The organism is Candidatus Merdisoma sp. JLR.KK006 (assembly GCF_036941035.1).
Taxonomy (GTDB): domain Bacteria; phylum Bacillota; class Clostridia; order Lachnospirales; family Lachnospiraceae; genus Laedolimicola.
The window spans coordinates 341,131-360,303 of sequence record NZ_JAYMNS010000001.1 but is presented as its reverse complement, the minus strand read 5'-3'; the positions used below and the strand labels follow the sequence as shown (position 1 = coordinate 360,303).

The window sequence follows — 19,173 nt, the reverse complement described above, 5'->3', positions numbered from 1 at the left end:
GAAAAACTGCCGGGAAGTAAGTGAAATATCTTATTTCCCCGGCAGTTTTTTTGTGTAATTGAATCAGACTGTAAAAGCTTATAAATATCAATATCGTTTGACATTGCTGTTTTCCGGCGATATAATCACACGCAGCATTAAATCTTAACCGTGAAAGATGTAGTAACATATAACGAGGTGCAGTATGTATAACATTGGAATTTGTGATGATGGAGAGAACATTTGTACATCCATTGAAAATATGCTTTTGCAATATGCGCAAGAAAAGAATATCCAGGTTGATACAAATGTTTGGTATACAGGAGAAAGCCTGAGAGACTATCTGGTATCAGGCGGTTATCTGGATATTCTTTTTCTGGATATAGAATTGTTTAAAATGACAGGCATTGAAGTAGGCGCCTATATCAGAAACCAGCTGGATAATATGGGTTTGCAGATAGTGTATATTTCGGGAAAAGCATCCTATGCACAGCAATTATTCAAGACACAGCCTTTGGATTTTCTGGTCAAACCAATCTTTAAGGAGCAGGTCGATGAAGTTATGGATATGGCCCTTAAAATTGCAAAAAAAAGAAATGAGCGGTTTGAATTTCAGCAGGGAAAAGATTACTATTATATTCTTATGGGCGATATTGTTTATTTCGAAAGCAAAGGACGTAAGGTAAAGGCTGTAACAGTGAAAGCGGTATTTGAATTTTATGGCAAGCTTAAAAAAGTTGCGGAATGTTTGTCAGAGGATTTTATTGTGATACATCAATCTTATATCATAAACAAAGAATATGTTTTCCGATACACGTATGAAATGGTAGAATTGGTAGATGGCACCATACTGACAATCAGTCCGGCAAATCGAAAATCTGTGAGGGACAGACTTTTGAGGGAGGAATAGATATGCTTGATTTTATGCTTTGTGCGTTGACGAATCTTTTTCGGATATTTCTGATTGGCAGATGTGTGGGGATCTTTTTGGGAACAGACGCAGACAAAAAGAAAAAATACATTATTTACGGCTGTTTTTATATTATAAATACGGTGCTGTTCTGGGAATTTCATACCATATGGATCAATATGATCTGCAATCTGATGGGGATTGCTGCAATCGTATGGCTGCACACAAAGTCTGTCAAGACAACTCTGTTTATAACCGGTACGATTTATCTGGTAAATTGCGGCTGTGATGTGGCAGCCACCTCTCTTTTTATCAATTACCAGGATGGAGGGGCCTATAATCAGATTTATGCTGTCATATCGTTTTTTCTGATTTTCATATGTGAGTTAGCCATAGAAAAAATAATCACAATTCATAAAGATACGGAGGTTATCCAGCATGCTTCGCTGGTTCTGATGCCCATATGCAGTATTATAGTCATTGGGCTTTTGGCTTATTCCGAAACTTGTACAGGCATAGGGCTTACCATTGTGAGCATCGGTCTGCTGGTCGTAAATTTTCTTATGTTATATCTGTATAATTTATTGCTGCATTCTATTTCGCAGCAATATGAGATGGAAATGCTGAAGACGCAGCTGCAGGCATACGCAAACCAACTGAATGTCATTCTGCAGGGAGAAGAAAAGGTAAAAGCCCTGCGTCATGATATAAAGCACCATCTCAACGAATTAATGCTGTTGGCAAATAAACATGATGCGGCAGAGATACAGGCGTACATCAACGAGATGAAAGCATTTCTCCAAAATCCCAATGAGATCGTTGCATCGGGAAATCTGGAAATTGACAGCGTACTCAATTTTATGCTCCAAAAAGCTCAGAAGGAGCTGAAAACCGCAGATATAAAAGTGATGCTGCCGGAAAAAGTCAGACATTCTTTTGATATCAATGTTCTGTTGGGAAATCTCCTTGAAAATGCGATTGAGGCAGCGGCCAAGACGGAAGAAAAATATCTGGGTGTTCATATTGCACAAAAAAGAGGGATTCTAAAGGTGAAAATTGAGAACAGCTTTGAATCCTCTTGTATTCTGTGTGAAAAACAGCAGGGAAAGGATACGGTCTTAAAGACGACGAAGCCTGATACGGAACAGCATGGGATTGGGTTGAAAAATGTGAAGAAGATTGTGGAGAAGTATCATGGCGCAATGGCAGTCACCACAGAGGAAAGCATGTTCTGCGTCAACCTGATTCTGTATATGGCAGAATAATTTTTACAAAAATATATATTAATTATGACAAGAAGCGGCACAGCCTCCATTTTTGTGATAAAGCTATTTTCGGAAAGAAGTCCAGCTAAGAAATGTCAAGTGTTTAACAAAAATATTTTTTGCTGGACGGTAAAGTTGCGAAAGTGCACGAGAGGAATTTTCATGAGTGCACTTTCGAATGAAAGTTTCTCTCATAGGTGTGCGCTGAAGCGACTTTACCCTTTAGTACTGTTGCGTAGCAACTTAAAAAAGGAAGGATGACAATGAGGAAGATAACAGAAATATTCAATATCAATCGCAATATGCTGAATAATGTTAAGATAGGCCTGGCGGTTCTTCTGGTATTCTTAGGAGGATGCGCTCATACATCTTTGCGTGAAGAAGAATCAAAGATTGATTATGATAGAACAGATACGGATACTCAAGTTGTTGAAGCACAGGATGAAACAGATATTCCTGCGGAAATTACATCCCAAGACACAGCCGTTTTCATAGATGAAGAACTGGATGAAAATCTGTTCATTTGTGCAGAATTGAAAATGCCGGAAAATAACCTTTATGAGTATGCAACGAGGTTAAAAAGCTTTGACTATGATAAAGTGCAGGAAGCAATAGGGCAAGATGCAAAAGGAACCCTTGTTGTGAATGATGGGAGCGATGAATTTGCAGGCGGATCGCTTACATATCAAAGAAATGATATGGCTAACCATTTGGACACCTATTGTTCTTATGCGGGGGAGATGGGCATGGCAGATGACAGGGACCTGGCTTTTATGTCCCAGGCAGATGCTGCTGCAAGGATGTGGAGCTTTATGAAGACGCTTGGAGTGGGCGGAGAACTGGAGGTTCTCAATATGGTTGCTATGGATCAGGCAGATTTTGAGAATGTGAAAAAGGCAATTTTGGAAGATGATGACTATCGGGGCGTTTTGTCGGCAAAGGGATATGAAGGAGATGCCTTTGACGAAGGTATGGAAGTGTACCGGATAAATTTCCGGGTGGAAGTGAATGGGATTCCCGTATACCGAAATGAACCGGGGCTGCGGGGAACGAGTAACAGATTCCTGGCTTATCCGGCTGTTGTAACGGCATTGTTGTCAAACAATGGGATTGAGATGATAACCATGATAGGAATGTTTGAGCCTTATGAAGAACATCAGAAGGAAGTGGCTGTCATAGGTGAAGACGGCATCAAAGAAGCAATCATGAAAAAATTTGGCGACGTGATCTTAACAAATGAATTTAAGGCAAAGAATATCTGGATGGAGTATTTTCCGCTTCTTAAGGAGGATTCCTTTACAAAGATGGATTTGATTCCGGTATGGTGCGTTGATTTTGAAATAGATGGAGAATCGGTTGAAGACAGCGGGTACACCATTCGGTTTAACGCAATCACAGGAGAGGAAATTTCGTGAGCAGAGTATTCATAAGTGAATGGAAGAGGGCAATCAATACAAGTGCCGTCATAGCAATGATTGGCGTTATGTTTTGCATTTGCTTTGATTCATGGAATGATCTGGCAGGTGCAATGGAAAGCGGCAATACCGTCTGGTGCGTATACTATTTTATGAGCAACTCCGCCTACGGAGGAATGTGCAGAAATTATATATTACCTGTTTTTGCGGCATTGCCATTTGCAGCCAGCTTTTGCGAGGAAAGAAACAGCAAGGCGGTTGCGTACATTGCTTCCAGAGAGGGAATGCGAAGGTATGGCACTGTGAAATATATAGTAAATATCCTCATGGGCGGACTGGTTGCTGCACTTGGTACGATTTTGCTGATTCTGTTTTTGCGTATGAGATTTCAGATGACAAGTGATTATTATGAAACGTCTGTTGCCGGCACCGCAGATTTATTTCACAAATGGCTGGCGATCCATCATCCGGTCCGCTACTGTATGATTGAGGCGGCTCTTGGATTTATGCGTGGGATGATATGGGCGGGTGCTTCCATGTTTGTGTCACTATATTTAACAGACCCATTAGTCATTACCATGTTTCCGTTTTTGGGGAGCTATGTGGTTGTCAGGATAAGCCAGATATTATCTCTTGATGCTGACTGGCGGTTTGATCAGATATTGATAGGCAGGACAGTAATTGGGGACAGCGGATATACGGTTATGATTGCAGCGATTGTTTCGGGCATTTTGGTTTTCCTGATGGGCTTATGTTTTACGGAAAAGCTGGTAAAGGGGCTTAGGGATGGGATGTTTTATGAAAGCAAGTAAGGTATCAAGCTATCATATGAGAATGCTGCGGGAAAATATAAGAATACCGTTCATTCTTATGATTGCCGTGCTGTATGTGATGGAAAGCCTTTCTGCTGTATTAACCTTCAGCCGGAGCGTGGATATGGATGTTACGCCCTTTGCCTTTGTTTTTTTAATTAATAATGACAGGATTCAGTTTGTTATAGCTGCATGTGCGGTTATTTTGTTTTGCAATGCCCCATTTGAGGATGAATCCTATCAATATGTGATCTCAAGAGCAGGAAAACTGTCATGGGGACTGGGGCAGGTTCTTTACATATTAAAAATGTCCATGCTTTATATGGCTTGTTTAACTGCAGCAGCGATGATTCCTTTTCTTGGACATATTACATGGTCAAACAAATGGGGCAAGATTTGGGGGACGCTGGGAAAAACAAATGCGGGTGCAGAGTTTGGCGTGGAATTGTCAGTATCTCAGAATATTATGAGGCAATATGAGCCTGTTGATGCATTGATTTTAAGTATCTTACTGGAATTCTCCTGTATTCTGTGCATTGGACTGCTTATCTATTTTGGAAATAAGATGACCGCTAGATCAGCGGGAACATTTGCAGGGGCACTAATGGCTGTTTTGGATATATGTGTTTCAAACGACTGGATGGACTGGGCATATGGTTTTTCTCCGGTGAGCCTGGCGCAGTTAGAACTGTTCAATGGTTATGCATCAAAATGGGGAATCAATCTGGCATATGCAGGGAAATTTTTTTTGACTGCAATCGTAAGCCTCAGTGCATTATGTGTGGCTGCAAATTATAGGGAAAAGGCAATCAATCGAATCAGCAGGAGGCGTATTCATGGAACATAAATCGGGAATTCTTGTGGAAAATGTCACAAAGGCCTTTGGTGATCAAGATGTTTTGAAAGTCGTATGTGCAAAATTTGAAATGGGAAAAATATATGGAATCGTAGGAAGAAATGGTTCCGGAAAAACGGTTCTGCTCAAATGTATTTGCGGCTTATTGTACCCCTCTGGGGGGACTGTGACAGTTGACGGCAAGGTCGTTGGGAAGGATGTGGATTATCCGGAAAATATAGGATTTATCATTGAGTCGCCGGGTTTTCTGCCAAGGTATTCCGGGTTGAAAAATTTGAAATACTTAGCATCTGTCAGGGGAAAAATCAGGGAAGATGAAATACGAAAATATATGGAGCTTGTGGGCCTGAATCCGGATGACAAAAAGCACGTGGGAAATTATTCCCTTGGCATGAGACAGCGTCTTGGAATAGCACAGGCGTTAATGGAAAATCCCGACATTCTTATACTTGACGAGCCAATGAACGCACTTGATAACAATGGTGTTGAAGATATGAGAAAGGTTTTATTGAAAATGAAGGAAAAAGGTAAGTTGATTATTATTGCAAGCCATGTCCGGGATGACATTGATATTCTGTGTGATGAAGTGTATGGGATCGATATGGGGATTATGAAAAAAATACGTTAATTTGAATTATACATCAAAGTGAATTAATGCCTTTTCATTCCTTTCTGCTTATAGTATAATAATAGCAGCGATTCCGCAGAGCTATTTTTGCGGGGTATGTATAGACGGAACCGTAAGCCCGGGAAAGAAAGGATGTGAATGTATGCCATTATTAGAAAAAGAATGCCAAAGGCAGGAAAAGATGAATGGTATCATTTATGATATGTCGCCTTCGGCAAATTATAAGCATGGGATTATTAATGGCAATATATATGCTGCCATAAAAAGAGGATTAAAAGACAGCCTGTGCCTTGTATTTATGGAAAACCTGGATTTTCAATATCATCCGGAAGAAAATGATGACTATGTAATCCCGGATATTATGATTATCTGCGATCGAAAGCATCTGAAGGGCGGAACCTACAGCGGAGTACCGAAGTTTATTGTGGAGACCTTAAGTCCGTCAACAGCCTTTAGAGATAAGAGTGATAAAATGGCAGCTTATGAAAAGGCAGGCGTGGAAGAATACTGGATTGTGTTTCCGCAGGGAAAATCCGTTGAGATTTATTATTTGACAGAGGGAAAATATGTGCTGGCCCACAGCTATATTCTCCAGGATGATGAAGAGGAAAAGGATTACAACGCTAAGACAGAGATTTCCTTAAAAGGATTTCCTCATATTACCATGAAGCTGGAAGATATTTTTGAGGGCATGGATCCGTAACGTATAAAAACTTTGAACATTCATTTTTGCAGTCGGCCTCTTTGAAAAAAGTATGACAGAGGGAAATTGCAAAGTTTAAACAGGGGGATAGAGAGATGAGCATTACAGGAGCACAGAGCAGCACCTACGGAGGATTAGCCTTTGGTGCATATTTGGAAAAGAAATCAGACGAAAGCAGTTCAGGCGCAACAAAAAGCAGCTTTCTGAACCTGCTTAAGCATACCAATCAGGAGCAGGAGCGTGAAGTTACGGAGGAGGAAGCCGCAGATAAGGCAGCGGTAGAGGAAGCAAAGAAATTGATGAAAAATTACCAGACAGTTCTGGTAAAAGAGATTCTCTCCGGCAATTCCAACGAGCAATACTGGAAAGAAAAGAAAAATAATAAAAAGTACCAGCTTTTCCGTGCGGACAACGGAGTTTTGGGAGACAAAACCCTGGAAGAACTGGTCAATCCCTCCGATAATCCAAAGGCTACCTGGAATTCCTCAGAATCAAAAAAGCTGACCAAGGATCAGGCCCGCTATCTGAAAGAGAAATACAACATCACTTGCTTATCAAATGAGGAACAAAGCGGCCTTATTATGGAACTGATAGATATGCAGGTGCTTACCCTTGAAGAAGCAGAAAAGCTGTTGCTGCGCCAGGCTCCGCTGAAAGGGGAGCAGTCAGGCTATAAGGTTATGAGCCAGGAAGCTGCAGAAAAAGAAGCGGAAATGGAAAGAAAGCTATACAACGACAAGCTGATAGAGCTGTTGAATCAGTTGTTTGAGTATGAATGGGATTCATAAATAAATGCAATAAATCAGAAGCAGATACTATAAAAATAACGGAACAATAAAAATGCCATGCAGAAGATTTTTGGACTGCATGGCATTTTCTTTTTGCCGAAGATTTCAATTGCAGAGTTTATAGAGTGATATGGTTAATGTACCCTGGTCCGCAACTGCCTGAATCTGAATGGGTTCCGCAAAGATATTGGTAAATCGGAGATCCAGCACATTGCCGGAGATAGTTGCGTCCATTCCCTCCGGAATATAACCTACATTCAGAGAATGAGGATGCCGCTCGGTAGCCGGCAGTCCGGCGGTCAGCATGGCGGCGTACAGTGTAGAAGAAACCTGGCAGATGCCTCCTCCGGTTCCAAGAACATATTTTTTATTCACGATCACGTTAGCCTCTACATAACCGTTAGCAGCAGTTCTCGGCAGGATTGTCTGATTGAAAGAGAAGCCTTCTCCCGGCTGAATCACTACGCCGTTGATTCTGGATGCTGCCAAAGCGATATTCACTGCACGTGATATGTTCGGGTTATAAGCCGTTGCATAACTGCCAATGAGGGTATTGGCCGGCACTTCCGCAGAAATGGGAAGCGCCTCGCCTGCTGCACTGCGGCCCTCGGCCTTTCCGCTATTTTCATAGTGAACACAGTAGGCATAGTAGTCGTTCCCATAGATGGCCTGTAAGTCCGGATAATTATTCCGATATACCAGACAGTTGAATTCTGCGCTTCCGGATCGCCCTTCAGCAAGCCCGAAATTAAGGTAGTGATTGTATAAACTACCATAATCATAACCCAAAGCAGCCTGCAGATCCGGATTCGTATTGTAATAATAATCCATATCAAAGGTCAGACTGGTAAGCGGTGCCTGCGCCGCTTTGACGGGTATTCCGTTGCCCAACAGCAAGCAGAAACACAGAATCATTGAAATAAAGATACTTGTTTTTTGCTTCATCATTTCCTCCTTTCAAAGCATTTACTGCGTCATCCGGGCAGATTCGTAAAGCTTACTTTAAAGCTTATCTCCGGGTGATGCCTAAAATTGAGATTCATATGTATCAGGGAATCTCTCTTTGAACTGAATCATATCATAGCTTCTTGATCTGGTATGATTCGTCGCTTGATGAATATGCAGGCATACTCTTCTCGCTGATTCCTATTATATCACAAGCTGCTTCAAAGCGAAAGAGCCTTTCACCTGGGAAAGCCCTTTTCACAGCCTAAATAATTTTTAAAATATCATTCAAATTCTGAACCTCAAAGTCCGTTTTGGCAGACGTATCATTGGCAAGTCTGTCGGGATTGTACCAGCAGGTTTTAATTCCGGCATAATTGCCTCCCAGAATGTCGCTTGTGAGGGAATCTCCAACAATCAGAATCTTATCCCTATCCACAGCACCCACTTCCCTAAAGACACAATCAAAAAATTCCTTGGCCGGCTTTTCGTATCCGACCTGCTCGGACAGGAAGATTCCATCCATCAGCTGGTCAAATCCGGAATTTTTAAGCTTTTTTGTCTGGGCTATGATTGTTCCGTTGGAAACCACATACTGTTTGACTTTTCCCCGCAGAGAGGAGACAAGATCCTTGCTGTTGTCACAAAAAACAATCGTATCTCCAAGACGCACCTGGTAGGCGGCGTTAAACTGCTCTCCAAGAGAGGGATCAATCCCTTCCAGCGTAAAAAATTCCTTAAAACGTCCTACCAGAATCTGGGGCTTTGTCATTTCCCCCAGTTCCAGCTTATTCCAATACTTTCGGTTGATTTTAGAATAGCGCCGTAACATCTCCTTCGAACATGTTCCCAGTCCGAATTCCCAAAAGAGAGAGTTGATTGCCGCTTTCTCCGCTGCCAGGAAATCAAGTAGCGTTCCGTCCACGTCCCATAAAATTACTTCGAATTGCTTCATTGCATGCTCCTTTTAATCAGATAATATACCTTAAAAGTGCGGTAAAACAGCCTGCATATGAATGAACACAGACTTTACACTTTAGGTACTAATTACTTTGAAAGATCCTTTTCTGCGTAGCAGAAAACTAAGTTCAGGGATGCCCCATGCACCACTGCCGACTTTCATTTATGGTAGTGCGCCAATGGGGTGCATGTGGGTTTACTATGAAAGATCCTTTTCTGCGTAGCAGAAAACTAAGTTCAGGGATGCCCCATGCACCACTGCCGCCTTTCATTTATGGTAGTGCGCCAATGGGGTGCATGTGGGTTTGCTATGAAAGATCCTTTTCTGCGTAGCAGAAAACTAAGTTCAGGGATGCCCCATGCACCACTGCCGACTTTCATTTATGGTGGTGCGCCAATGGGGTGCATGTGGGTTTGCTATATTAATCACAGATACAAGTTGACAAAATAAAAGAGTATAAAATCAAACCACCACTTAAAGTGGTGGTTTGTGATTTTACGTCATTCTTTAATGGACCTGAGGGGAATCGAACCCCTGTCCGAAAGCCTGTTCCCTGTTCTTCTACTATCATAGTCAGTTCTTTGACATTCCCTCCACTGCCCGGGAACTAACACCCTGACAGCTTTAGTAGCTTCATGATACGCCCATGCGTGCAAAGCTTAGCGCAAGTCGTTTCCTGCATAGTCGATGCCGGATTCTTAAAGTGCAGGTGCTCTAAGGCCGACAGCTGCCATTAGGCAGCGTATGCTAAATTGTCTTCAGCGTTTATATTTAGATTTGCGATTTGACGCATCGCCTGCGGATAGCTTCACCAGCTGCGAGACCCCCGTCGAAACCAGTACAAGCCCCTGTTGGGTAAGTCTGTTTATATAGTATATCCTGAAAGAGCAGATTTTGCAACCATTTTTTATACTTGCATGTATTTTCGCATGTATTTTTGATATTATAATTCACACTTATACCAGATTTTATAAAGTTTTTATTTCATAAGGGTGCGAATTGTAACATTATATAAAGACCCTTGCAGAGAACCCGGCCGAAAAATCTTTTCAATCTTTTTTTTCTTATAGTATAATGAACCTGCATTAAAATAAAAATAGCAGTTACTAAAGGAAAGCCGGAGCTATTAAATATGACTTGTAAACAACCTGCAAACAGTCTGTAAACATTCTTCCCGCCCGCTTTCGTCCATCAAAGGATTGCGGTATAATGAGCCCAGCGATAAATTTGGAGGTGTCTCAAGTTATGAAAAAAATATCTGTTTTCTTATTTCTCTTACTAAGCATATGCCTATGGGGATGTTCCGCTCCGGCAGCCGAGATGAACGAGTCCGCACCATCTGCGCCAAAGGAGGCTGTGGCACCGGAGACAGAAGCTCCCGCCGCAGAAGCTTCGGATGACAGTCAGAGCCTGGCCCCAAAAGAGGAAGAGCCCATAACAACAACGGACGGCGACTACTATAGCATTGCAACAGATATGTCCTCTGCCGTAGTAGAAAACTATGCCGCTCAAATCAAACAGCAGTTTTTGCAGCATGACTGGCCGGCGATTTCAGAGGAAATAGCATATCCCATTACCATATCCGGGATTACTTACAATAACAGCACGGAGTTTCTTGCTGCATCCAAAAGCTTTGACAGCAGCCTGGACGAAGCTTTTTTTGAAGCCCTGGAAGAAGAGGACTGTAAGGAGATGTTCTGCAGCTGGCAGGGGATTATGCTCGGGGAAACCGGGCAGATTTGGATAGGTGAAGTATTAAATGAAGAGAATGCTTCACAAGGGCTTATGATTACTGCCGTCAATGATCTGTTAAAAAATCAGGGAAATCTTAACCCGGAAAATTGAAATCAGATTTAAAAGGAATCATAGCTAATCACAACAGAACTTTTGGCATTTTATAAACAGCATGGAATGTTATACCCAATACGTACTATTCGTATAGGCAGCATTTCCATGCTGTTTTTATATCCCATTCATTTCTTAAGGCATTCCTGCGCCCATACCTCGAAAATCTTACATTCCCCCCTGTTTTGTAAATTGTATTTATGGAGTAATTTGCTAAAATTTAAGTCAGCCAATTCCAAAAGAGCAGCCGGAAGCGGTCTGTCCGCATCCGTGCTGTTTTGGGAAATCCGGCGGCAAATGCAGATAACAGAGGTTATAAGATGACGGGAATAATCAAAGGAACAGGGGCTTGTGTACCGCGGAACACCCTGGACAATCGAGAGCTTGAAAAGCTTGTGGAAACCAGCGATAAATGGATTCAGGAGCGAACCGGCATACAAAGGCGTCACATTGCTGCAAAGGATACGGCAGCTTCTATGGCGGCGAAAGCGGCAAAAGAGGCCCTTGCGCAGGCAAAGCTTAAGCCGGAACAGATGGATATGATTCTGGTATCTACCATGTCCTCGGAGGAGGTTATGCCATCCATGGCCTGCCGGGTTCAAGATGAAATCGGGGCTTTTCGTGCGGTATGCCTTGACTTAAATGCCGCCTGCAGCGGATTTATCATGGCATATGCTACGGCATGTGCATACATAGAAGCGGGCCTGTTTCAGAATATCCTTGTGATTGGCAGTGAATGCCTGTCTAATGTTACCGACTGGAGTGACCGGGGAACCTGCATTTTATTCGGAGACGGAGCCGGTGCGGTAGTTGTCACGGCGGCCCACGGGCGGGGAACCATTCCGGTTCTTGGCTCTGACGGAACAAAGGGAGAGGCACTAACCCTTAAGAACAGGAAAAATCAAACACCTTTTTCCGGCCCTTTAACAAAAGAAGACCTTTCACCCTGCTATATCCGAATGGACGGCCAGACCGTATTTAAATTTGCAGCCCGGAAAGTACCGGAGGCCATTGAAGAAGTTCTTCTTAAAAACAAGCTGAGAAAAGGCGACATCAAATATTATGTGCTTCATCAGGCCAACAAACGGATTGTGGAGGCAGTGGCAAAGAGGATAGGAGAGCCTGCCTATAAATTCCCCATGAACATACAGGAATACGGCAATACTTCCTCCGCCAGCATCCCCATTCTTCTTTGGGAAATGCAAAAGCAGAACATGCTGCATCCGGGAGACAATCTTGTGCTTGCCGGATTTGGGGGCGGCCTTACCTGGGGAGCCGTAATCATTACATGGAGATAATCTTTAAGCCGGATATGGAACGGCCGGAAGATTTCTAAGAGTACTCCCGCAAATTAAGATAGAAAGAAGCCATTGGGAGCACTCCCTATAAAATGACAAAAAAGGAGAAAAATCATGTTTGAAGAAATGAAAGCAATTGTAGCAGATAATCTGGGAGTAGACGGGGACAGCATTACAATGGAGTCTTCCTTTAAAGAAGATCTGAATGCGGATTCTTTGGATCTGTTTGAAATGGTAATGGCGTTGGAGGAAAATTACGGAGTAGAAATTCCCTCAGAGGATTTGGAAAAGCTTCTGACCGTTGGCGACGTAATCAATTATATCAAAAGTCATAAAGAATAAGCAAAAAGGCAGGAAGGAACTATGCGGACAGAATTAACCGGTCTATTGGGAATCAAATATCCGATTATCCAGGGGGGCATGGCATGGGTTGCGGAATACCATCTGGCAGCAGCCGTGTCACAGGCAGGCGGCCTGGGAATCATTGGTGCGGCAAATGCGCCGGCCCAGTGGGTAAGAGACCAGATTCGCAAGACGAGAGAACTGACAGATAAGCCCTTTGGCGTCAATGTCATGCTTATGAGCCCCTATGCGGAGGAAGTGGCACAGGTCGTAGCAGAGGAAAATGTAGCCGTAGTAACCACCGGCGCCGGGAATCCCGAAAAATATATGGAGCTGTGGAAGAGCAGGAATATTAAGGTTATTCCTGTAGTAGCATCGGTTGCTCTGGCGAAGAGAATGGAGCGAAGCGGAGCCGATGCGGTAGTGGCGGAAGGCTGTGAATCCGGCGGTCATGTGGGAGAGAGCACAACCATGGCTCTGGTTCCCCAGGTTGCGGATGCGGTAAGCGTACCGGTCATTGCGGCAGGAGGCATTGGGGACGGAAGAGGCATTGCGGCGGCCCTGATGCTGGGAGCTAAGGGCGTACAGATGGGAACACGCTTTGTAGTTACAAAGGAATGCCAGGTACATGAAAACTATAAGGAAAAGGTCATAAAGGCAAAGGACATTGACACAAGAGTCACAGGAAGAAGCACCGGCCATCCCGTACGCACCTTAAGAAACGAAATGACGAAAAAGTATCTGGAGCTGGAAAACAAAGGAGCATCCTTAGAAGAGTTGGAATACCTCACCCTGGGAGCCTTAAGAAAAGCGGTTCAGGAGGGTGACGTAAAGAACGGCAGCGTCATGTCGGGACAGATTGCAGGTCTTGTGAAAGAAGAAATGACCTGTCAGGAGCTGATAGAGAGCCTTGTAAAAGAGGCGGACAGTCTTTTAATGGGAGCAAAAAATTATGCGTAAGCTGGCATTTATATATCCGGGCCAAGGGGCACAAAAAGCAGGCATGGGCGCTGATTTTTACGAAAACAGCCATATGGCCAGGGAGCTGTTTGATAAGGCGGAAGAGGCTTTGGACTTTGAGCTGAAAAAGGTCTGCTTTGAGGAAGATGAGAGACTGAACCTGACAGAATACACACAGCCCGCCATGGTGGCCGCATGCCTTGCCATGACAAGGGTACTTGTGGAACAGGGAATCAGGCCGGATATAACAGCAGGCTTAAGTCTGGGCGAATATGCAGCCCTTGCCGCCGCCGGAGCCCTGGAAGAGAAGGATGCCATTCTCTTAGTGCGAAAGAGAGGAATCCTTATGGAAAATGCAGTCCCGGCAGGAACAGGGGCCATGAGCGCCGTCCTGGGAATGACCGGGGAGGATGTGGAAAAAGCAATCCGGGAAATAGCAGATGTGACCATAGCCAACTATAACTGCCCCGGCCAGATCGTCATCACAGGAAAGGCAGCAGCGGTAAAAGATGCGGCAGAGAAGCTAAAGACAGCCGGAGCCAAACGAATCGTCCCCCTGAATGTCAGCGGACCTTTCCACTCCCCGTTCCTGCGCACTGCCGGGGAGGAACTGAAAAAAGAAATCGAGAAAATACATATCCATTCCTTAACTATTCCTTACGTGGCAAATGTGACGGCAAAGAAAGTGGAACAGGAGAACGAGATCTGCGATCTCCTTTCCAAAGGCGTGTATTCCCCGGTAAAATGGCAGCAAAGTGTGGAGTGCATGATTGAGGACGGAGTAGACACTTTCATTGAAATCGGACCGGGCAGAACCCTGTCAGGCTTTATGAAGAAAATAAATTCCCAGGTAACCATGCATTATATTTCCTCCTGGGAGGATGTAAAAAAAGTGGCGGATGCCATAAGCGAAAAGACATGAAAAAGGCGGTGGATGTCAAATGTTAAAAGATAAAACAGCCCTGGTAACGGGAGCATCCAGAGGAATCGGAAGAGCCATTGCCCTGGAGCTGGCAAAAAAGGGCGCTTATGTGATTGTAAACTATAATGGCTCCAAAGCGGCGGCAGAGGAAACGGCGGCAGCCATAGAAGCCGCAGGCGGCAGGGCAAAAATCTATCAGTGCAATGTATCAGATTATAAGGCATGTGAGAAGCTTATCAGCGATATTATGGAAAAATGCGGAAAAATAGATATTCTGGTAAATAACGCCGGAATCACAAGAGACAATCTGCTTATGCGGATGTCAGAGGAAGACTTTGAGGAAGTCTTAAATACCAATTTAAAGGGAGCTTTCCATACCATGCGGCTGGTATCCCGTTACATGCTGAAGCAGAGAAGCGGCCGAATCATCAATATGGCATCCGTGGTAGGCGTTGCCGGCAATGCCGGACAGGTAAACTATGCGGCTTCTAAGGCCGGCGTCATCGGCATGACAAAGTCCGCCGCAAAGGAACTGGCAAGCCGGGGCATTACGGTAAATGCGGTGGCTCCGGGCTTTATTGAGACCGACATGACCGGAAAACTCAGCGATAAGGTAAAGGAACAGGCGGTGAGCCAGATTCCTTTGGGAAAGTTTGGAAGCACGGAGGATGTGGCAAAGGCCGTGGCATTTCTGGCTTCCGATGATGCAGGATATATTACCGGCCAGGTTCTTCATGTGGACGGTGGTATGGCAATGTAATCATAAACAGCAATCTTTTGTACAGTGCCAGAAAGATTTACATGCCCATGTATATGTGACTGGAAATCTTTCTTTAGGAGGGGGCTGGCAGAAAGATTGCGGGACTGGAATAGAGGAGCAGACGGATGAAAAGAAGAGTTGTTGTTACCGGATTGGGGGCGGTGACGCCCATCGGAAATACCGTGCCGGAATTCTGGAAAGGTATCCGGGAGGGAAAGGTCGGCATCGGTGAGATTACAAAATTTGATACCACAGATTACAAGGTAAAGCTGGCAGCTCAGGTAAAGGATTTTAATGCAGGAGAGCGGATGGACCTGAAAGCATCCAAGCGTATGGAGGCATTTTCCCAGTACGCAGTAGCGGCGGCAAAGGAGGCTTTGGCAGATTCCGGCATTCGGATGAGTGATGAGGATCCTTTCCGGGCCGGCGTTATCGCAGGATCGGGAATCGGAAGCTTGAGTACGGTAGAGACGGAGTACGCAAAAATTCTTCAGGGAAAAGTAAACAGGGTAAATCCCCTGATGGTCCCCCGCATGATCTCCAATATGGCGGCAGGCAATATTTCCATTCAGCTGGGTCTTCGGGGAAAATGCACCAATGTGGTGACCGCATGCGCATCCGGCACTCACTGCATCGGTGATGCTTTCCGTGCCATTCAATATGATGATGCGGACATTATGCTTGCGGGAGGAGCGGAAAGCTGCATCTGTCCCACGGGAGTAGCAGGCTTCCATGCGCTTACGGCCCTTTCCACCGAAACCAATCCATTACGGGCGTCTATCCCTTTTGACAAGGATCGGCAGGGCTTCGTGTTGGGAGAGGGAGCAGGTATCGTGGTGTTAGAGGAGCTGGAGCATGCAAAAAAGCGTGGAGCCAGAATCTATGGGGAGGTAGTCGGATACGGGGCCACAGGAGACGCCTACCATATTACTTCTCCCTGCGAGGACGGAAGCGGGGCGGCAAAGGCTATGGAGCTTGCCATGAAAGAGGCAGAAATAGAGCCGTCGCAGGTAGACTACATCAATGCCCACGGAACAAGCACCCATCACAACGATCTCTTTGAGACAAAAGCCATCAAAAGCGCTTTTGGTGATGCTGCATATAAGGTTATTATCAATTCAACCAAATCCATGATTGGTCATTTGCTGGGGGCAGCAGGCGGTGTGGAATTTATTGTGTGTGTGAAATCCATAGAGGAAAGCTTTATTCATCAGACCATGGGTACGGTTGCCCCAGGAGAAGACTGTGATCTGAATTATGCCGTCGGCGCACCGGTTGAGAAAAGCATCAACTATGCCCTCAGTAATTCCCTGGGCTTTGGGGGACATAATGCGTCCATTTTGATCAAAGCTTATAAAACAGCAGAGTGATGCCGGTGTACTGTCAATATTTTGCGGAACTTAAAATAGAAAGGCATAACCAATGGAATTTGAGAATCTTTTAAGGCTGGTAGAATGTGTTTCCGAATCAGGGTTAGACAGCTTTTACTACGAGCAGAACGGAACAAAGATAAAATTAAAAAAGAGTGCCGGGACAGCTGCTCCAAAGGCAAAGCTCTCATCTGCGGGCCAGGCAGAAGCAGAGGTTCAGGAGCAGCCAAAGGCAGTGGCTGAGGAAGAAATATCTGGCCATGTAATGCAGATAAAATCCCCTCTGGTGGGTGTCTTCTACGAAGCGCCGAAAGAGGGCGCACAGCCCTTTGTGTCAGTGGGCGATAAGGTGAAAAAGGGCCAGATTTTGGGTATTATTGAGGCTATGAAGCTGATGAATGAGATTGAAAGTGAATGCGATGGTATTGTAAAAGAGATTTCTGTGAAAAACGGGGATGCGGTGGAGTATGGGCAGACGTTGTTTGTTGTTTTGCCAAAGATGGAATAGGAGAGTGTAATGAAGCGTTTAAATAGTAAGGAAATACAGGAAATTATTCCCCATCGGCATCCTTTTTTACTGTTAGATTATATTGAAGACTATGAGCCGGGAGCCTATGCGGTAGGATATAAATGTGTAACTTTTCGGGAAGATTTTTTTGCCGGACATTTTCCGGGGGAGCCGGTTATGCCAGGGGTGTTAACCATAGAGGCCCTGGCACAGGCAGGTGCGGTTGCGATTCTTTCCTGTGAGGAAAACAAAGGAAAGACAGCGTATTTCGGAGCTATTAATAAGTGTAAATTCAAAGGCAAGGTAGTACCGGGAGATAAGCTTCGGCTGGAAACAAAAATTATCAAGCAGAAAGGCCCTTTGGGTGTGGGAGAAGCCGTAGCCACAGTGGATGGAAAAGTAGTGGCTCAGGCGGAACTGACCTTTATGGTAGGTTAAAAACCCTTTAGTGCTGTTGCGCAGCAACTTATAATGGTAGGAGAGTAATATGATTAGAAAGGTTCTAGTGGCAAATCGGGGCGAGATTGCGGTGCGCATTATCCGTGCCTGCCGGGAAATGGGAATAGAGACAGTTGCCGTATATTCGGAGGCGGACAGGGAGGCACTTCATGCCAAGCTTGCGGACGAAGCCGTCTGCATCGGGCCGGCAGGTCTGAAAGACAGCTATCTTTCCATGGAGAAGATTATCAGCGCTACCATTGTGTCAGGTGCGGAGGCCATTCACCCTGGCTATGGGCTTTTATCGGAGAACAGCAGATTTGCCGAGCTATGTGAAAAATGCCATATCATTTTTATAGGCCCTTCTTCTCAGGTGATGGCGAAAATGGGAAATAAGCAGGAAGCCCGAAATACCATGAAGGCTGCCGGCGTTCCTATTGTTCCGGGAAGCGAAAGCGCCGTTTTTGACAGTAAATCAGGAATGGAAGAGGCAAAAAAAGCCGGCTACCCCGTTATGATCAAAGCCGTTCTCGGAGGCGGCGGAAAGGGAATGCGCATGGTAGAGACAGAGGATGAGTTTGAACACAACTTCCATCTTGCCCAGTCCGAGGCGGAGAAAGCCTTTGGAGACAATGCCATGTACGTAGAGCATTTTATAACAAAGCCAAGGCATGTGGAGGTACAGATTCTAGCGGACAGCTGCGGAAACGTGATCCATCTGGGAGAGCGTGACTGCTCCATACAGAGAAATCATCAGAAAATGATAGAGGAAGCCCCCTGTGCGGCGCTTTCAGAGGAGCTGCGCAGCCGGATAGGAGAAGCGGCGGTAAAAGCGGCAAAGGCAGCCGGGTACGTGGGAGCCGGAACCATCGAATTCCTTTTGGAAAAAAGCGGAAACTTCTATTTTATGGAAATGAATACCCGGATCCAGGTAGAGCATCCCGTTACGGAATGGATTACGGGAATTGATCTTATCAAGGAACAGCTTCGGATTGCAGATGGACGAAAGCTGTCCTACACACAGGAACAAGTGAAGATAGAGGGCCATTCCATCGAGGTCCGTATCAATGCGGAAAAGCCGGAGAAAGGCTTTCTTCCCTGCCCCGGTACAGTTACGGGCTTACATCTGCCCGGCGGAAAAGGCATACGCATTGACTCGGCAATCTACAGCGGTTATACCATTCCGCCCTTTTATGATTCCATGGTGGCCAAAATCAGCGTGTGGGCAAAGAACAGAAACGAAGCAATCCGCAAAATGCAGAGCGCTTTGGGCGAGGTCATTATTGAGGGCGTGGATACCAATGTTGACTATCAGTATGATATTTTAAACAATCCCCAATTTCTGACCGGAAATATAGATATTGAATTTGTCAATGAGTTAGCATAACATTCAATAAATAACTGGTTCAAGTGTGCTAAAATGTCGTACCAGGCAGTGAGAATGGAGCTTTGACTTTGGAAGCATAAG

The 19,173-nt window shown here is 44.8% G+C and carries 20 protein-coding genes and 1 other RNA gene; 18 read left to right on the top strand and 3 right to left on the bottom strand.

The genetic code is table 11. The annotated features are described in order from the left end of the window. Window positions 1-184 precede the first annotated feature (184 nt). From VSQ61_RS01665 to VSQ61_RS01630, 8 genes are all read left to right on the top strand, one after another. Window positions 185-889, top strand: coding sequence for a LytR/AlgR family response regulator transcription factor (locus VSQ61_RS01665; protein ID WP_334342692.1), 705 nt, complete (start codon window positions 185-187; stop codon window positions 887-889). Window positions 890-891: 2 nt separating this feature from the next. Beyond that, complete coding sequence (locus VSQ61_RS01660; RefSeq protein WP_334342691.1) at window positions 892-2,154, top strand: sensor histidine kinase; 1,263 nt, start codon at window positions 892-894, stop codon at window positions 2,152-2,154. A 263-nt stretch (window positions 2,155-2,417) separates the two neighbouring features. Then, the gene (locus VSQ61_RS01655) at window positions 2,418-3,569 is read left to right on the top strand and encodes a hypothetical protein (RefSeq protein ID WP_334342690.1); all 1,152 of its coding nucleotides are present in this window, start codon (window positions 2,418-2,420) and stop codon (window positions 3,567-3,569) included. Beyond that, window positions 3,566-4,381 carry a hypothetical protein gene (locus tag VSQ61_RS01650; protein ID WP_334342689.1) on the top strand — a complete coding sequence of 272 codons (816 nt, stop codon included), beginning with the start codon at window positions 3,566-3,568 and terminating at the stop codon, window positions 4,379-4,381. The genes VSQ61_RS01655 and VSQ61_RS01650 overlap by 4 nt, the downstream gene beginning before the upstream one ends. Further along, the gene (locus VSQ61_RS01645; RefSeq protein ID WP_334342688.1) at window positions 4,368-5,228 is read left to right on the top strand and encodes a hypothetical protein; all 861 of its coding nucleotides are present in this window, start codon (window positions 4,368-4,370) and stop codon (window positions 5,226-5,228) included. Before VSQ61_RS01650 ends, VSQ61_RS01645 begins: the two co-directional genes overlap by 14 nt. Next, a complete protein-coding gene (locus tag VSQ61_RS01640; protein WP_334342687.1) occupies window positions 5,218-5,865 on the top strand; it encodes an ATP-binding cassette domain-containing protein in 648 nt (215 codons plus the stop codon). Before VSQ61_RS01645 ends, VSQ61_RS01640 begins: the two co-directional genes overlap by 11 nt. Before the next feature lie 142 nt (window positions 5,866-6,007). Further along, on the top strand, window positions 6,008-6,568 hold the full coding sequence (locus tag VSQ61_RS01635; RefSeq protein WP_334342686.1) for a Uma2 family endonuclease: 561 nt from the start codon (window positions 6,008-6,010) through the stop codon (window positions 6,566-6,568). 95 nt (window positions 6,569-6,663) lie between these two features. After that, on the top strand, window positions 6,664-7,356 hold the full coding sequence (locus tag VSQ61_RS01630; RefSeq protein WP_334342685.1) for a hypothetical protein: 693 nt from the start codon (window positions 6,664-6,666) through the stop codon (window positions 7,354-7,356). Window positions 7,357-7,461: 105 nt separating this feature from the next. On the opposite strand, the gene VSQ61_RS01625 is transcribed toward VSQ61_RS01630, so the two are convergent. The 3 genes from VSQ61_RS01625 to ssrA form a co-directional block, all read right to left on the bottom strand. Further along, window positions 7,462-8,301: a VanW family protein gene (locus VSQ61_RS01625; RefSeq protein WP_334342684.1), complete on the bottom strand. Its 840-nt coding sequence runs from the start codon at window positions 8,299-8,301 to the stop codon at window positions 7,462-7,464. A 265-nt stretch (window positions 8,302-8,566) separates the two neighbouring features. Then, window positions 8,567-9,256, bottom strand: coding sequence for a YjjG family noncanonical pyrimidine nucleotidase (locus VSQ61_RS01620; protein WP_334342683.1), 690 nt, complete (start codon window positions 9,254-9,256; stop codon window positions 8,567-8,569). A 514-nt stretch (window positions 9,257-9,770) separates the two neighbouring features. Then, window positions 9,771-10,110: a transfer-messenger RNA gene (ssrA, locus tag VSQ61_RS01615) on the bottom strand. 397 nt (window positions 10,111-10,507) lie between these two features. On the opposite strand from ssrA, the gene VSQ61_RS01610 reads away from it, so the two are divergent. The 10 genes from VSQ61_RS01610 to VSQ61_RS01565 all read left to right on the top strand — a co-directional run bounded on the left by VSQ61_RS01610 (window position 10,508) and on the right by VSQ61_RS01565 (window position 19,092). Further along, complete coding sequence (locus VSQ61_RS01610; protein WP_334342682.1) at window positions 10,508-11,107, top strand: hypothetical protein; 600 nt, start codon at window positions 10,508-10,510, stop codon at window positions 11,105-11,107. A gap of 320 nt (window positions 11,108-11,427) precedes the next feature. Further along, on the top strand, window positions 11,428-12,405 hold the full coding sequence (locus VSQ61_RS01605) for a beta-ketoacyl-ACP synthase III (protein WP_334342681.1): 978 nt from the start codon (window positions 11,428-11,430) through the stop codon (window positions 12,403-12,405). 114 nt (window positions 12,406-12,519) lie between these two features. After that, complete coding sequence (gene acpP / locus VSQ61_RS01600) at window positions 12,520-12,747, top strand: acyl carrier protein (protein WP_334342680.1); 228 nt, start codon at window positions 12,520-12,522, stop codon at window positions 12,745-12,747. A gap of 21 nt (window positions 12,748-12,768) precedes the next feature. Then, a complete protein-coding gene (gene fabK, locus VSQ61_RS01595; protein ID WP_334342679.1) occupies window positions 12,769-13,707 on the top strand; it encodes an enoyl-[acyl-carrier-protein] reductase FabK in 939 nt (312 codons plus the stop codon). Next, window positions 13,700-14,629, top strand: coding sequence for an ACP S-malonyltransferase (gene fabD / locus VSQ61_RS01590; RefSeq protein WP_334342678.1), 930 nt, complete (start codon window positions 13,700-13,702; stop codon window positions 14,627-14,629). The genes fabK and fabD overlap by 8 nt, the downstream gene beginning before the upstream one ends. A 19-nt stretch (window positions 14,630-14,648) precedes the next feature. Further along, complete coding sequence (fabG, locus tag VSQ61_RS01585; RefSeq protein ID WP_334342677.1) at window positions 14,649-15,389, top strand: 3-oxoacyl-[acyl-carrier-protein] reductase; 741 nt, start codon at window positions 14,649-14,651, stop codon at window positions 15,387-15,389. 125 nt (window positions 15,390-15,514) lie between these two features. Next, window positions 15,515-16,759 carry a beta-ketoacyl-ACP synthase II gene (fabF, locus tag VSQ61_RS01580; protein ID WP_334342676.1) on the top strand — a complete coding sequence of 415 codons (1,245 nt, stop codon included), beginning with the start codon at window positions 15,515-15,517 and terminating at the stop codon, window positions 16,757-16,759. 52 nt (window positions 16,760-16,811) lie between these two features. After that, window positions 16,812-17,267 carry an acetyl-CoA carboxylase biotin carboxyl carrier protein gene (gene accB / locus VSQ61_RS01575; protein ID WP_334342675.1) on the top strand — a complete coding sequence of 152 codons (456 nt, stop codon included), beginning with the start codon at window positions 16,812-16,814 and terminating at the stop codon, window positions 17,265-17,267. A 9-nt stretch (window positions 17,268-17,276) separates the two neighbouring features. Then, on the top strand, window positions 17,277-17,705 hold the full coding sequence (gene fabZ / locus VSQ61_RS01570) for a 3-hydroxyacyl-ACP dehydratase FabZ (RefSeq protein ID WP_334342674.1): 429 nt from the start codon (window positions 17,277-17,279) through the stop codon (window positions 17,703-17,705). A gap of 49 nt (window positions 17,706-17,754) precedes the next feature. Continuing rightward, complete coding sequence (locus tag VSQ61_RS01565) at window positions 17,755-19,092, top strand: acetyl-CoA carboxylase biotin carboxylase subunit (protein WP_334342673.1); 1,338 nt, start codon at window positions 17,755-17,757, stop codon at window positions 19,090-19,092. Window positions 19,093-19,173: the final 81 nt, after the last annotated feature.

Excerpts from the sequence above, each read along its gene's own strand:
- VSQ61_RS01665 (WP_334342692.1), top strand. The coding sequence starts at position 185 with ATGTATAACATTGGAATTTGTGATGATGGAGAGAACATTTGTACATCC.
- VSQ61_RS01660 (WP_334342691.1), top strand. The coding sequence starts at position 892 with ATGCTTGATTTTATGCTTTGTGCGTTGACGAATCTTTTTCGGATATTT.
- VSQ61_RS01655 (WP_334342690.1), top strand. The coding sequence starts at position 2,418 with ATGAGGAAGATAACAGAAATATTCAATATCAATCGCAATATGCTGAAT.
- VSQ61_RS01645 (WP_334342688.1), top strand. The coding sequence starts at position 4,368 with ATGAAAGCAAGTAAGGTATCAAGCTATCATATGAGAATGCTGCGGGAA.
- VSQ61_RS01640 (WP_334342687.1), top strand. The coding sequence starts at position 5,218 with ATGGAACATAAATCGGGAATTCTTGTGGAAAATGTCACAAAGGCCTTT.
- VSQ61_RS01635 (WP_334342686.1), top strand. The coding sequence starts at position 6,008 with ATGCCATTATTAGAAAAAGAATGCCAAAGGCAGGAAAAGATGAATGGT.
- VSQ61_RS01630 (WP_334342685.1), top strand. The coding sequence starts at position 6,664 with ATGAGCATTACAGGAGCACAGAGCAGCACCTACGGAGGATTAGCCTTT.
- VSQ61_RS01625 (WP_334342684.1), bottom strand. The coding sequence starts at position 8,301 with ATGAAGCAAAAAACAAGTATCTTTATTTCAATGATTCTGTGTTTCTGC.
- VSQ61_RS01620 (WP_334342683.1), bottom strand. The coding sequence starts at position 9,256 with ATGAAGCAATTCGAAGTAATTTTATGGGACGTGGACGGAACGCTACTT.
- VSQ61_RS01610 (WP_334342682.1), top strand. The coding sequence starts at position 10,508 with ATGAAAAAAATATCTGTTTTCTTATTTCTCTTACTAAGCATATGCCTA.
- VSQ61_RS01605 (WP_334342681.1), top strand. The coding sequence starts at position 11,428 with ATGACGGGAATAATCAAAGGAACAGGGGCTTGTGTACCGCGGAACACC.
- acpP (WP_334342680.1), top strand. The coding sequence starts at position 12,520 with ATGTTTGAAGAAATGAAAGCAATTGTAGCAGATAATCTGGGAGTAGAC.
- fabK (WP_334342679.1), top strand. The coding sequence starts at position 12,769 with ATGCGGACAGAATTAACCGGTCTATTGGGAATCAAATATCCGATTATC.
- fabD (WP_334342678.1), top strand. The coding sequence starts at position 13,700 with ATGCGTAAGCTGGCATTTATATATCCGGGCCAAGGGGCACAAAAAGCA.
- fabG (WP_334342677.1), top strand. The coding sequence starts at position 14,649 with ATGTTAAAAGATAAAACAGCCCTGGTAACGGGAGCATCCAGAGGAATC.
- fabF (WP_334342676.1), top strand. The coding sequence starts at position 15,515 with ATGAAAAGAAGAGTTGTTGTTACCGGATTGGGGGCGGTGACGCCCATC.
- accB (WP_334342675.1), top strand. The coding sequence starts at position 16,812 with ATGGAATTTGAGAATCTTTTAAGGCTGGTAGAATGTGTTTCCGAATCA.
- fabZ (WP_334342674.1), top strand. The coding sequence starts at position 17,277 with ATGAAGCGTTTAAATAGTAAGGAAATACAGGAAATTATTCCCCATCGG.
- VSQ61_RS01565 (WP_334342673.1), top strand. The coding sequence starts at position 17,755 with ATGATTAGAAAGGTTCTAGTGGCAAATCGGGGCGAGATTGCGGTGCGC.